Here is a 13254-nt window from a genome sequence, read left to right as displayed (position 1 = left end):
GGCTAAACAGCAACAGGTTCCTTTGTCTTTTTATTCTAAGTCCTGGTCGGCTAGTTGTTCTTCTGAAAGCCCCTTTACTCGAACCAAGGGGGAAGGTTAGCTAGAAATGCATCTGCATGTCATTTAGGCAAATAACGGGATGTAATTTTGCTGACGGTGAATCGTGCATGTTTGATAACCTTGTTTTCATTCTTTATACGAATTTGAATAGAGAGGGGCGATTTGGCAGAAAAGCCGGACGTTTTTTCCGCTAGTTTGGTTTTTTTTAGTATAAACGGGCACACTATTTGTTGCCAACTCCTTCTGAAAACGAGAGCTTAAAAATCCCTTGTCTTTGCCTAAGTAGATGTAAAGTTATTTGACAACAACCATCACTTTCTTGCCACAACTGTGATAAACTTCACTCTTTAATTACAGGCAGCCACAAGATATGATTACAGCAAGGGTGATGAAGATGTTATCGTCCAGACAAAAAAGCGTTTTAACAAAATTGCTCCGTAGCAACCACTATGTCACTATTGAGTTTTTAGCAAAATGGCAAAATGTTAGCGGTCGCACAATACGTTATGACTTAGATGCGATTGATGACATGTTAAAACAGGCAGGTGCCCCGTTAAAGCGGGAGCCTGGCAAAGGCGTATTTTTGCATGTTGGTGAGGAAAAGCGTGCTGAACTGTTTCGTATTGCCGAAGGCCATCAAGTCTTTTTTGATAAAAATGTCCACATTGCGATGATGAGCTTGTTTGCGGTTATGCATGAAACCGTAACGATCCAGCAGCTGGCGGATGAATTCCATTTAAGCCGGTCAAGCATTCAAAAATATTTACCTGATATTGAGGAGACACTTGACCGTTTTGGTTTACAGCTGGCAAGGCAAGCGCGTAAAGGGTTTTTCGTGAATGGAACAGAGCGAAGCATCCGCCGGGCCATTTTTCATTGGCTTACGGACAAACAGGTTGACTTAGAGCGAGTGGAGCGCTGGTTTGACTGTGAAAAGAATGGCGACCGCGGCCAAATTGATAGGTGGCTTCGTTCTTGCCAAGAGGATCGGCAAGTGTTTTATAGCGAGGGCTCCTTGCGTGTATTGACGATTTTCCTTTGTTGGTGGTATGAGCGGATTTTGCACGGCCATTATGTGTATATTCCCCAGGAAGAACGAGAAGCGGGACACCGACTTGGTGAATTAAGTGAAATTGTTTCCGCGCTATGCGATAACCGTACTGCTGAGCATGAGCAGGCGTTTTTGAACACGTTGCTCGGACAAGCGAAAGTCGTTTCCTATAAAAATGACGCCGTTTTAGGGGAGAGTTATCAGAAGGAAAAAGATTTTTGCACGTATTTGCTTGAACAAATTTCTACCATTCTCCAAGTCGACTTGTTAAAAGACAAAAAACTGATGAATGATTTGGTTTATCACATGAAAGCGGCTTTTTTGAGAATCGAACAAGGGCTTGTTATTGACAACCCGTATACGGAAGAAATTAAAGTTCGGTATCGTGCCATTTACGAGATGGTCCACCAAATTACAGCGGATATGGGGTATACGCTTGTAGCTGCGGAAGTCGCTTTTATTACAATGCATGTGAGCGCTGGCTTTGACCGTAGCAAAAGCACACGGTTTTTGCCAACTGTGATTGTCGTTTGTTCAACAGGGCTTGCCACTTCTTCCATTTTGACGACAAAATTGCAACAGGCTGAGCCTGGTTTCCATTTAATTAACGTGGTGAACACCGATGATTTAGAAAAAGCACTTGAAGAAAGTGATGTCGACTTTGTCTTAACAACCCAAGAGCTGCCGATCAAACAATGGAATGACACAAAAATTTTCCGTGTGAGCCCACTGTTAAATGACGAAGACAAACGGACGATTCAGCATGAAGGGCAAAAAATGATTAATCGCAAACAGCTTGCTTGTTTCAATCAAGTATATGCCCATGCCTCAGCTGTAGAGCCAACGCTTTTTGACGAAACGGTCCATACGGCCAACACGAGCGACTGGAAGGAAAGCATTGCCCTGGCGGCAGCACCGCTGCTCCAGGCTGGCTACATCCGCCAAGGGTATGTACAAGAAATGATTATGTCTGTGGAACGGAATGGCACGTACATGGTGTTCTTGCCAAAGGTAGCGTTTGTCCATGCCGGACCTGAAAATGTCATTAAAGAAGGCATTAGCATGACCATATTTGAACATGAAATTGATTTTGGCTCTTTTAACCCTGAACGTGTGGAAGTCGTGATCGTGCTAGCAATTAAAGAAGCACATAACCAGGATTTTTTGCAGCTTTTCCGCTATTTGGAAACACAAGAGAAAAGAGAGCAGCTTATAACGAAATGGATTGGGAGGAAGAGTGCAACATGACAGAAGAACTAATAAAAAAAGAACATGTTGCGGTTGGCGTTCAAGCAAAAGACTGGGAGAGAGCCATTGAAGCATCAGGTTCCTTGCTAGTCAAGTCAGGAGCGGTAACTTCAGAGTATGTCAAGCAAATGATTGATTCCGTCAAAGAAAACGGGCCTTACATTGTCATTGGCCCTGGGATGGCGATTGCCCATGCCAGACCTAGTGAGGCGGTGCATACGGACGCCGTTTCGTTAGCAATCTTAAAAGAGGCTGTGCCGTTTGGCAATGAAGAGAATGACCCAGTTGACCTTGTCTTTTCATTTTCAGCCACGGGAGCAGAATCCCATTTGCATTTAATTGAGCGGCTATCGCGTCTTTTGCTTGATGAAGAAAAAGTCGGTCAGCTACGTGAAGCAAAATCAGCCGAGGACGTTTATCAAATTATTTTATAAGGAGTGTGTCGTATGAGCAAATTAAAAATTATGACAGTATGTGGGTTTGGTCTTGGTTCTTCCATGGTCCTAAAAATGAATTTGGAAAGTGTTTTAAAAGAGTTAGGCATAGAAGCCGATGTGTTTACTGGAGATGTCGCTTCTGCGCAAAGTACGCCTGCGGACTATATTTTCACGAGCAAGGAGTTAGGGGAAAAGTTGCAGGAGTCAGCTGGGAAACCAGTTGTGATCATTAACAGTTTTGTCAACAAGGCAGAGATCAAAGAAAAAGCAGCAGCGGAAATCAAGGCTTAAGCCTTGGCCGCTTTGCTTTCCAACATAAAAAGGGGGGTTTCCCATGCAAGGAGTTATGAACTTTTTTATTGAAATCATCCGGGAACCAGCAATTTTTCTTGGGCTTATTGCATTGATTGGCTTGTTGTTGTTGAAAAAAGATTTTTCGACCGTTGTCTCAGGAACGGCGAAAACGATCATTGGTGTCGTGATTTTAACACAGGGGACAAATATTTTAACAAGCTCGATTGCACCGCTAACAGAAGGTTTTAATTTAATGTATGACATCCAAGAAGCAGAAGTAGCGCCTGCGCTGGGATCTGATACGATTTTAAGCCAATATGGGACGCAAATCGGAATCGCCATGCTCATTGCTTTTGTCATTAACTTGCTTGTCGCACGCTTTACGAAAATCAAACATGTGTTTTTAACTGGCCATATGTTGTTTTGGTTTCCGTTTATCTTTGTGGCCGTTGGAGTTGAAAACGCTCTTAGCAATACGCAAATAATCTTGTTTGCTTCACTGATGACAGCACTTTATATTATTATAGCACCCGCGCTTTTGCGCCCATTTATCCGCAAAGTAACGGGTTCAGATGATTTTATCATTGGGCATCCAACCACGATCCTGTCCCTTGTTTCTGGCTGGGTGGGGATGCTGTTTGGTACAAAAGGAAAATCATCGGAAGAAATAAAATTCCCTAAATCTACCGAATTCTTGCGCGAAATTAGCATTACGTCTTCGATTACAATGTTCTTTGTTTATATGGTCGTATCCCTTATTATCGGGTTTGACGCTGCTTCAACAGCGTTTGGAGCGGAACAGAACTTGTTTATTTACAGCCTCATGCAAGGAATTTTGTTTGGCGCCGGATTAACGATTTTGTTGCTAGGTGTACGAATGATGCTTGCGGAAATTATTCCAGCATTCCAAGGGATTTCACAAAAGTGGATTCCAAATGCTGTTCCCGCACTCGATGCGCCGATTTTGTTTCCGTTTGCCCCAAATGCTGTACTAATTGGGTTTATTGTATCTATGATTACCTCGGTCGCAACAATTTTCGTGACGGGCAGCCTCGGTTTGTTTAGCTTTGTCATTGTGCCCCTTACGATTACATGCTTTTTTGAAATTGGCACGGCTGCTATTATTGGTAACGCAACTGGCGGGCTAAAAGGAGCGATTGCTGGATCAGCGACGGCAGGTGTCGTGATGATTTTACTTGTCGGCCTTTCTGTACCGGTGTTAAGTGGAACAGTGTCAGACTGGATTGTCATTTTTGGCGGAAACGATTTCTCGCTTTGGTCTTTTATTGGTGACTTAGTTGCCAAACTCTTTCCTTAAGGAGGACGAAATCAATGTCTTACGTGGAGCAATATTACGAGTCAATTAGCCGTCTCTTACGGCAAACGGTCGATGAGGGGGAAGATGTTCTCGGAAAAGCTGCTGATATCATGGTCAATGCGATAAATGAAGGCAAGTCGCTCTATCTTTTTGGTGCTTCCCATGCTGGCATTATTGCTGAAGATGCCTTTTACCGCGCCGGCGGCTTGGCGCTGTTTAATCCGATTTTTAGCCCAGCGCTTATGCTGAATGTTGAACCGATCACGTTGACTTCTAAATTGGAACGGCTTGAAGGATACGGGACGATTTTGCTTGAATCAAAGCCGGTCAAACAAGGCGATGTGTTGTTTATCCATTCAGTGTCTGGCCGAAATCCTGTTGCGATTGATATGGCGATAGCAGCAAAACAAAAAGGAATGACCGTTATCTCGCTGACAAATGTTTCTTACTCTAAAAGTGTCGAGTCCCGTCACTCTTCTAGGAAACGGCTGTTTGAAGTAAGCGATTTGGTAATTGATAACAACGGCGAGCCAGGCGATGCGGCTGTTTCAGTAAAGTCGTTGTCGCAAAAGGTTGCGCCGACTTCAACGATTGTTGGCAGCTTTATCATTCATTCAATCGTTCTAAAAATGATTGAACAACTTGAAGAGGCAGGCCGTGAAGTCCCAGTCTTCCGCAGCGCCAACTTAGATGGCGGCGACGCGTATAATGAAGCCATGATGGAACGGCACAAACATCAAATTCACTATATGTAAGTAAAAAAACAGGACTCAATGGTCCTGTTTTTTTACTTGATCAGCTCTAATGGTTTAATGCTTCTCAGCCAATAGATGAATGGGATGCCAAGCAACGAGACAAGAAATTTCATCAAATAGGTGGTGAAAGCTATTTCGAGCCAGACATCAAACGAGTAAACGCCGAGGAAGGCGATCGAGCAAAAGATGAGTGTATCAAAGGCTTGGCCAATAAAACTGGAGGCGCTATTTCGAAGCCAGAGCATCGACGGTCTTGGGAATAGCCTTTTGAAAAAAGCAAAAATGTATACATTCAAATGGTTACTAATTAAGTAAGCAATAAGGCTGCCTGCGGCAATACGGAGCGCAAAGTCAAAGATGAAAGCCAAGTGTTCTTGTGCCAAGTCCTCGCTATGGGGCGGGAAGTGGACAACGAACTGCATGATGACAGTTGAAATGAATAAAGTGGCAAACCCAAGCCATACAGCCGTCCGCGCCGTTTGTTTGCCATATTTTTCATTTAGCAAATCAGTAGCCAAGAATGTAGTCGCATACATCACATTTCCGAGCGTCACGATTAGCCCAAACAGCTCTACCGTTTTTACAACCTGCAAATTGGCAAGGATGGTAGCAAAGCCGATCCAACAAATCATGCCGGTCTTACCGAATGCTTTATAAAAAAGGCCAAGCAATAAAAAATTGATGAGGGCAAAAATGAACCCATATAACTCTGTAGGCATTTAGCAAAATCTCCTTAGTTTTGATAACGCAGGAAGGTCTCGAACTGCGTTGTTGCCGTAGGACACTTTACCATATCTAAGCTAAGAAGTACAGGCAGATTTTTGTGACAAACGTACATAAAATGCCACTAATGTTGGCAGACTTGGCAGAAAAACACGTTTTTCTTTGATGCCTCCTGGCGAATAATGGGGTTGCCGCAACGGAAGCAGGCCTCGCCTTCACGATCATACACACACAGTTTGCTGTTCATGCCGCCTGTCAACCGATCTGAGGCAGTGAAAGGGTGACTCATATAGCCACCGGCATTGGCAGCCGCTTGCAGTGTCGGCGCAATCGCTTGGTGCAATGCTGCTAATTCCTTGGAAGAGAGGGAGTCGATTGTCCGCAAGGGGGTCAACTTAGCGTGGTAGCAAATTTCATCTGCATAGCAATTGCCTATCCCAGAAAGGTGGGCTTGGTTCGTTAAAAAAGCTTTTACGATCGTGCGCTTGTGCTCGGCAATTTCTTTAAATTTGTCAGCGTTTATGCTGCTTGCTTCTGGACCAAGCTTAGCAAGAACGGGCTCAGCAGACTGTTGGTCATGAAGGTGAATGTAGCCGAGGCGCAGCCCGATAAAATAAAGTTTGTGTCGTGAAAAGGAGAGAATCACTTGTTTGGTTCGATCTGGCGCATCCTCCTCTGTCCCCCAATGCATCCAGCCACCTAGCATTAAATGAAGCAGAAGCATTTGCCCGCTTGCTAAGTGGAAGAGCAACTGCTTACCCCGTCGTGACACTTCCGTAACGGTCTGATGTTGTAACGCTGCCTTAAATTCGATAACAGGCACATTAATGGACTTCTCCCGGTTTACCTCGACGTCTGTAATCATTTGGCCGACTACCGTACGGGTGAGCCATTTTTGATAAGTGGCCATTTCAGGCATCTCAGGCATCGCAGCCACTCCTCTCTTTTTAGCTAGTTTTTGCTTGGGCTCATTTCGTTATACACCACCATTTTGTCCGTCGCATAGGCTAATATCGTCTAAGGAGGCGTTAATATGGCAATGGCGACTGGTGCTGAATATTTAAAGCGAATTGCCCAACTAGAAAGCACAATTTGGATTGATGGTGAATGCGTAAAAGGGAAAAGCACAGAACATCCTGCTTTTCAGAAAGTCTTAGAAGCAAAAGCAAGCTTGTACGATATGGTGCTGGACGATGCCCATGCAGATATTTTGCAAGCAAGCGACAAAAACGCTAATTTTTCTTTTGAAATCCCACGCACAAAAGCAGATTTGACGAAGCGCAGAAAAGCAACTCAATTGTGGGCGCAATCAACTTTAGGCGTACTAGGCCGTTCTCCTGAATACGTGAATACAATGATTGCGATTATGGCAGGGGCAAAAGATTTCTTTGCCGAAGATGGAAAAGAGTATGGGGAAAGCATACAATCCATTTATGAACGAGCTGTAAAGAACGACTACACATTTACGCACACATTTGTGAATCCTTCGATTAGCAGGAAACCATTTTATCCTGACGGAGAAAGCGTCGAGCAGCCAGTTGCTGCAAAGATTGTCGAGGAAAACGAAAAAGGAGTCGTGATAGACGGAGCCCGGCTTTTGGCGACACAAGGGGGGATTACCGACGAACTGTTGGTCCTTCCATCAGCTGCATTTGTCGATAGCGATTATTTGTTTGGCTGCACCGTCCCTTCAGATGCAGAGGGGCTCATATTTTTAAGTAGGCCTTCTTTCGGGAAAGAAACGCAATTTGACTACCCTTTATCTGCTACTCTTGAAGAGGGCGATGCAGTTGTCGTGTTCGACCATGTCTTTATCCCGTGGGAACGGGTATTTATGTATAGAAATGAATGGCTAATGAGCCAGCTCTTTGCGAGAACAGGCATTGAAGCATTTTTGCTGTATCAAGCGGCGAACAGGCAAATCGTTAAAACGGAGTGGCTGCTCGGCATTGCCCAAGCGCTTGTCGATACACTGAATATTGGCCAGCACACGCATGTGCAAGGGAAAGTATCAGAAGTGATTGTCGCTCTTGAAGCAATGCGTGGATTTGTTTATTCAGCGGAAACGCAAGCGCAAGCCAATGAGTACGATATCATGGTGCCGAAGCTAGAACCGTTAAAAGCTAGTGCGTGTTATTTTCAAATGACATACGCGCGCTTGATTGAGATCATTCAATTGCTTGGCGCGAGCCACTTCATCTCAGCGCCAAGCAAAAAGGATTTTGCCTCGCCGATCGCTGGGAGTTTAGAACGTTTTATGCGCGGCGAATATACGAGCGCGAAGGAAAAAACAAAATTGCTCCGCCTTGCTCGCGACTTGAGCATTAGCGAATTTGGCTCACGGCAAATGTTGTACGAACGCTATTTTTTCGGTGATCCAGTTCGTGTCGCTTCTGGTCTTTACCATTCTGCAGATTGTGAAAAACGGAAGTACGTAGAATGGGTGCAAACCTTTTTGAAAAAAATGGATTAGGGTCAATCCTAATCCATTTTTTCTCGTCTGCGTGGATGGTAAAAGTCGCCGTTTTTGCCGCCTGTTTTTTTGACGAGCAATGTTTCTTCAATCACCATGCTTTTATCGACCGCTTTACACATATCGTAAAAAGTCAGCGCAGCAGCTGTAACAGCTGTTAATGCTTCCATTTCAACGCCTGTGTTGCCATCAACGGTAACAGTTGCGCCAATCACGAGCATGTAGCCGTCTTTGACTGGTTCATACTTAAAAGAAAGGTCTGTCCCTTGGATAAGGATAGGGTGACACATTGGAATCCACTCAGCCGTCTTCTTGGCGGCCATGATTCCTGCTACTTGGGCAACTGGCAAAGGATTGCCTTTCTTTAATGATTGTTCATGGATCGCCTCGTAAAGGTGGGGCGAAATCCGGACACGGCATTCTGCTGTCGCGGTCCGGCTTGTTGCTGATTTAGAGGAGATGTCGACCATTTTAGGAAGCCCGTCTTCGTTGTAGTGTGAGAATTGGCTCAAGGGAATCACTCCTTCCAGTCTGACTGGAAATTAATATTCATAAATGCAGGTTCATCTGCTGAAAAAGAGACATGTTTAGCCGTTGCGATTTGATATAAAGCACGCATTCGCTTTTCTTCCTGCCCGAGTTTAGGAAAATAGTGCAAGCAGCGTCTATGGTAAAGAGCATGGAGCGGTTGTGCTCTCGTGCCGCTTATTGGCAAGATGATATCAACGCTTGGAGTAGAGCGAGCTTCATCGACGAGCTGTTTGATCATTGCTGAGTGGACATAGGGTAAGTCACCAGCCAAGACTTGGAACCACTCATGCCCTATAGCACTCCCCTTTTCTATCGCGTGTTGAAGGGCAATGAGCGGCCCTTCGTAAGGGGTCGTATCACAAATGACTGGCATTCCGATCTTGGTAAAAGCAGGCGCTAGGGCACTGTTGGTTACGGCGTAAACATTGTCAATGCCAGCCTGTTCTAACGCGATAAAACTACGCATAACAAGGGGAAGTCCTTGATGGTCGGCAAATAGTTTTTGGCTTCCATACCTGGAAGATTTCCCGCCAGCAAGGACAAGGCCGGCAATGTTCATTTGCGCAATTCTCCAGCTAAATGAGATAAAATCGGCAAAATAAAGGCTTCCATTGCGAATGTAACAGCATTCTTTGAGCCAGGCAGGCAAAAGATGGCCGTGTTCTCGCGTACGCCAGCGAGTGCATTGCTAAGGAGCGCCTTTGCGCCGATCTGTTCGTAACTTTTAACGCGGAACAATTCGCCAAAACCTTTCATTTCTTTATCAAGAAGCGGGTAAACCGTTTGAACCGTGATATCGCGCTTGCTAAGCCCCGTGCCGCCGTTAGTAATGATCGCATCAATATCAACAGCTTGTGCCCACTCTGTAACAGTCTCGTGCAATTTGTCTGCATCATCGGCGATTAGTTTGTAACGGACGACTTGGTGGTGCTCCTCTAATAGTGATTGAATGGTTTGGCCGCTTTTGTCTTCTGCCTCACTGCGGCTATCTGATAGTGTGAGGACGGCAACTTTTACGACTGGCACATCGTGAGTATGATGCATTTTCTTTTACCCCCCACTTCAGCTATACTAAAATTGTGGAAATAGCTTCTTCATACTTATTGTAAGTGAGGAAGGAAGGAGGCGTAAAGTGGCGAACCAACGAATTTGTGATAAGCTAGAGCGGCCTTTGCAAGATTTACGCATCTCAATCATGGATCGCTGCAATTTCCGTTGCTCTTATTGCATGCCAGCAGAAGTGTTTGGCCCAGATCATGCTTTTATGGATGAAAGCGAGCTTCTTTCTGTTGATGAAATTGTACGCACAGCAGAGCAGTTTGTGCAGTTAGGCGTCAAAAAAATCCGCATTACAGGGGGAGAGCCGCTGCTTCGCAAAGAAGTGCCGCTTTTGATCAGGCGACTCCATGCTATAGAAGGCTTGGAAGATCTAGCGTTGACTACAAATGGCGTGATGTTGCCGAAGTTGGCGAAAGCCCTTAAAGACGCTGGATTGCAACGAGTCAATATCAGCCTAGATGCATTGTCCACGGAAACATTTCAAAAAATGAGCGGCCGTAAGACGAAGCCGCAAGCAGTGTTTAACGGTATTGCTGCTGCCAAGGATGCAGGACTCGGCGTGAAAATAAACATGGTAGTCAAACGAGGCGCAAATGAACAAGAGGTCATTCCCCTTGCACGTTATGCAAAGGAGCTTGGTGTCACATTGCGCTTTATTGAATTTATGGACGTTGGCCAAACGAATGGCTGGGATTTTTCCTATGTTGTATCGAAAAAGGAATTGTACAAGCTCGTTTCACAAATTGCGCCATTAGAACCGGTAAATCAAGCGTATTACGGGGAAGTAGCTTCCCGATATCGCTATAGCGGCACAGAGACGGAAGTTGGCTTTATTTCTTCGGTTACCGAAACGTTTTGCCAATCGTGCACTCGTGCGCGCCTATCCGCTGATGGGAAATTATTCACATGCTTATTTTCGGAAAATGGCACAGACTTGCGAGTTGATTTGCGCAAGGGAATTTCAGACGAGGCATTGCAGCAAAAAATTAGGCAAATATGGGCAGTGCGGGCTGATCGCTACTCGGAGCTTCGTACAGAAGAAACAGCAAAAACAAGAAAAAAAATTGAGATGTCTTATATTGGAGGTTAAGAGGAGGTAAAAATGGTAGAGCGAAGATTGCCGATTCCAATCGAAGAGGCAGTAAAGCGTGTATTGCAAGAAATGGATGTCCCTGTCCGTACAGAGTCAGTCCCTCTTTTAGATGCCATGCAACGTTTTTTGGCTGCTGATCTTGTTGCGGACCACGACGTCCCTCCTTTTGACCGTTCGCCTTACGACGGCTACGCGCTTCGTTCGTTTGATACGGCGCAAGCAAGCCGATCAAACCCAGTGCGTTTAAAAACAGTTGGTGAAATCGGTGCGGGGACTGTCTTTGCAGGAGATGTGAAAGCAGGGGAAACGGTGCGCATTATGACAGGGGCAAAGATTCCGAACGGCTGTGATGCCGTAGCGATGCTTGAAGTCGTTAAAGAAGAGAGCGATGGCTACATCACCGTTGTCCGCCCTTTTGCAGCGAACACGAATATTTCGTTTCAAGGAGAAGACACACGAAAGGGAACACCCCTTGTAAAAAAAGGCAGCTATGTCCATCCTGGCGTCGCCGCTTTGCTGGCGACGTTCGGATACAATTACGTGCCGGTGGGCGTTCAGCCAACCGTTGGCATTTTGTCGACGGGGAGCGAACTGCTGGAAGTCGGCGAACCGCTAACGCCTGGGAAAATCCGTAACAGCAATGCGTACATGATTGCAGCCCAAGTAAGGCAAGCAGGTGGACAACCTGTTATGTATGGACAGCTACCAGATGATCTCAAGCTATGTGAGCAGGCAGTGCGCAACATGCTCGAAGAAGTCGATATTGTTATTACAACTGGAGGAGCTTCTGTCGGTGATTTTGATCTTGTGCCTCAACTAATTAAGAAATTAGGCGCCAAGCAAATTTTTAACAAAGTAGCAATGAGGCCAGGAAGCGTCACAACTGCGGCCCATGTTGGCGGCAAGCCGTTTTTCGGTTTGTCAGGCAATCCTGGGGCTTGTTTTGTTGGCTGCGAGTTGTTTGTCCGCCCCCTTATCCGGCGTAGCCTTCAAGCTCAAAACATTCATTTGAAAAAGAGTAAAGCAATTTTAGCGGTTGATTTTCCAAAACCGAATCCATTTACAAGATTGGTGCGCGGCATTCTTTCAGAAGAAGATGGCGTTCATAAAGTGGCGCCCTCTGGCCTCGACAAGTCAGGGTCGGTCATTTCTCTTGCCGAAGCAGATGTGTTGATGATGTTGTCTGGAGGGACGCGTGGCTATCAATCTGGCATGGAAGTGGATATATTGCTTTTAGGTGAACAACAAGGAAGTGAATGGCCGTGGGGAAGCGTTGCCGTATCTTCCAAGTCGTAGGCTACAAAAATGCTGGCAAAACGACATTAATGGAGCAATTGATAGCGGTCCTTCGCAATGAAGGGATGGTAGTATCTTGCCTGAAGCACCATGGCCATGGGGGAGCGCCTACAGGCAGCACAGACAGTGACCGGTTTCTTCTTGCCGGAGCCGATGGGAGCTCGGTCGAGGGAGATGGCGTGTTAAAAATCGTTTCGAAAAAGCGGGAATGGACGCTTGCGCAATTGTTACAGCTTCAAGTGCTTATCGATCAACCAGACGTCATTTTAGTAGAAGGATGGAAAAACGCTCCGTACCCAAAAGTCGTCTTGCTGCGCGATGACAGCGACCAGTCCCTTCTCGAGTTGGACCATGTACAGTGCGCCATCGATTGGGGCCATAACAAGGAAAAGAGGGCGTTTCCTGTTTTTGGCATCGATGAACGGCAACGCTATATGTCATACATGAAAAAGCAAATTCTAGAAAGCGGGGCTTATTTTTAGTGTTTCAGTTAACCAATAAACCGATTGATGTCCAACAGGTAATCAACCAAGTGACCGATAGAAACTGCGGAGCGATTGCCACTTTTATCGGCACTGTCCGTGAGTTTACCAATGGCAAAAAAACAGTGCGTCTGGAATACATCGCTTATGAATCAATGGCTGAAAAAATGCTGAAACGGATTGGCGCTGAAATAAACGAAAGGTGGCCAGGGACAAATGTAGCGATTGTACACAGGCTCGGCGTTCTCGACATTTCTGAAGCAGCGGTCGTGATCGCCGTCAGTTCACCACACCGACAAGCCGCGTATGAGGCTAATGCATACGCAATGGAACGGATAAAAGCGATGGTGCCAATATGGAAAAAAGAAATTTGGGAAGACGGCAGTTCGTGGATTGGCGACCAGCTTGAAACCAAACGGTATACATAGGGGGGA

Annotated in this window: 15 protein-coding genes; 10 read left to right on the top strand and 5 right to left on the bottom strand. The window is 45.6% G+C overall.

Going from position 1 to position 13254, the window contains the following annotated elements:
- Window positions 1-430 precede the first annotated feature (430 nt).
- Genes BC8716_RS01825 through BC8716_RS01805 form a run of 5 tightly spaced genes read left to right on the top strand, consistent with a single transcriptional unit; the run spans window position 431 to window position 5163 of the window.
- A complete protein-coding gene (locus tag BC8716_RS01825; RefSeq protein WP_257392279.1) occupies window positions 431-2359 on the top strand; it encodes a BglG family transcription antiterminator in 1929 nt (642 codons plus the stop codon).
- Window positions 2356-2793: a PTS sugar transporter subunit IIA gene (locus tag BC8716_RS01820; protein WP_094423680.1), complete on the top strand. Its 438-nt coding sequence runs from the start codon at window positions 2356-2358 to the stop codon at window positions 2791-2793. Before BC8716_RS01825 ends, BC8716_RS01820 begins: the two co-directional genes overlap by 4 nt.
- A gap of 12 nt (window positions 2794-2805) precedes the next feature.
- Window positions 2806-3087, top strand: coding sequence for a PTS sugar transporter subunit IIB (locus tag BC8716_RS01815; protein ID WP_011245740.1), 282 nt, complete (start codon window positions 2806-2808; stop codon window positions 3085-3087).
- A gap of 43 nt (window positions 3088-3130) precedes the next feature.
- A complete protein-coding gene (gene ulaA, locus BC8716_RS01810) occupies window positions 3131-4408 on the top strand; it encodes a PTS ascorbate transporter subunit IIC (protein WP_094423679.1) in 1278 nt (425 codons plus the stop codon).
- Window positions 4409-4422: 14 nt separating this feature from the next.
- Window positions 4423-5163, top strand: coding sequence for an SIS domain-containing protein (locus tag BC8716_RS01805; protein WP_094423678.1), 741 nt, complete (start codon window positions 4423-4425; stop codon window positions 5161-5163).
- A gap of 32 nt (window positions 5164-5195) precedes the next feature.
- Here BC8716_RS01805 and BC8716_RS01800 read toward each other — a convergent pair whose 3' ends face one another.
- Window positions 5196-5882 (bottom strand): queuosine precursor transporter, encoded by a 687-nt coding sequence (locus BC8716_RS01800; RefSeq protein ID WP_094423677.1) that lies wholly within the window; start codon window positions 5880-5882, stop codon window positions 5196-5198.
- Between the two features lie 128 nt (window positions 5883-6010).
- A complete protein-coding gene (locus BC8716_RS01795; RefSeq protein WP_094423676.1) occupies window positions 6011-6814 on the bottom strand; it encodes an Fpg/Nei family DNA glycosylase in 804 nt (267 codons plus the stop codon).
- A gap of 105 nt (window positions 6815-6919) precedes the next feature.
- On the opposite strand from BC8716_RS01795, the gene BC8716_RS01790 reads away from it, so the two are divergent.
- On the top strand, window positions 6920-8359 hold the full coding sequence (locus BC8716_RS01790) for a 4-hydroxyphenylacetate 3-hydroxylase family protein (RefSeq protein ID WP_094423675.1): 1440 nt from the start codon (window positions 6920-6922) through the stop codon (window positions 8357-8359).
- Between the two features lie 8 nt (window positions 8360-8367).
- Here BC8716_RS01790 and moaC read toward each other — a convergent pair whose 3' ends face one another.
- From moaC to BC8716_RS01775, 3 genes are read right to left on the bottom strand one after another with little or no spacing between them, the layout of a single operon-like run.
- Window positions 8368-8871, bottom strand: a complete 504-nt coding sequence (gene moaC / locus BC8716_RS01785; RefSeq protein ID WP_094423674.1) for a cyclic pyranopterin monophosphate synthase MoaC — start codon at window positions 8869-8871, stop codon at window positions 8368-8370.
- Window positions 8872-8876: 5 nt separating this feature from the next.
- Window positions 8877-9449, bottom strand: a complete 573-nt coding sequence (locus BC8716_RS01780; RefSeq protein WP_094423673.1) for a molybdenum cofactor guanylyltransferase — start codon at window positions 9447-9449, stop codon at window positions 8877-8879.
- Entirely contained in the window at window positions 9446-9934 is a 489-nt protein-coding gene (locus BC8716_RS01775; RefSeq protein WP_094423672.1) for a MogA/MoaB family molybdenum cofactor biosynthesis protein, read from the bottom strand. The genes BC8716_RS01780 and BC8716_RS01775 overlap by 4 nt, the downstream gene beginning before the upstream one ends.
- Window positions 9935-10022: 88 nt before the next feature.
- Here BC8716_RS01775 and moaA point away from each other — a divergent pair, with 88 nt between their 5' ends.
- From moaA to BC8716_RS01755, 4 genes are read left to right on the top strand one after another with little or no spacing between them, the layout of a single operon-like run.
- On the top strand, window positions 10023-11039 hold the full coding sequence (moaA, locus tag BC8716_RS01770) for a GTP 3',8-cyclase MoaA (protein WP_094423671.1): 1017 nt from the start codon (window positions 10023-10025) through the stop codon (window positions 11037-11039).
- 12 nt (window positions 11040-11051) lie between these two features.
- Window positions 11052-12338, top strand: coding sequence for a molybdopterin molybdotransferase MoeA (locus BC8716_RS01765; protein WP_094423670.1), 1287 nt, complete (start codon window positions 11052-11054; stop codon window positions 12336-12338).
- Window positions 12305-12820 carry a molybdopterin-guanine dinucleotide biosynthesis protein B gene (mobB, locus tag BC8716_RS01760; protein WP_157730330.1) on the top strand — a complete coding sequence of 172 codons (516 nt, stop codon included), beginning with the start codon at window positions 12305-12307 and terminating at the stop codon, window positions 12818-12820. Before BC8716_RS01765 ends, mobB begins: the two co-directional genes overlap by 34 nt.
- Window positions 12820-13248 (top strand): molybdenum cofactor biosynthesis protein MoaE, encoded by a 429-nt coding sequence (locus tag BC8716_RS01755; protein WP_011245752.1) that lies wholly within the window; start codon window positions 12820-12822, stop codon window positions 13246-13248. Before mobB ends, BC8716_RS01755 begins: the two co-directional genes overlap by 1 nt.
- Window positions 13249-13254: the final 6 nt, after the last annotated feature.

It is taken from the genome of Shouchella clausii, from assembly GCF_002250115.1.
Classification (GTDB): domain Bacteria; phylum Bacillota; class Bacilli; order Bacillales; family Bacillaceae_D; genus Shouchella; species Shouchella clausii.
The sequence above is the reverse complement of the archived record's forward strand: the minus strand, read 5'-3'. Positions and strand labels throughout refer to the sequence as shown.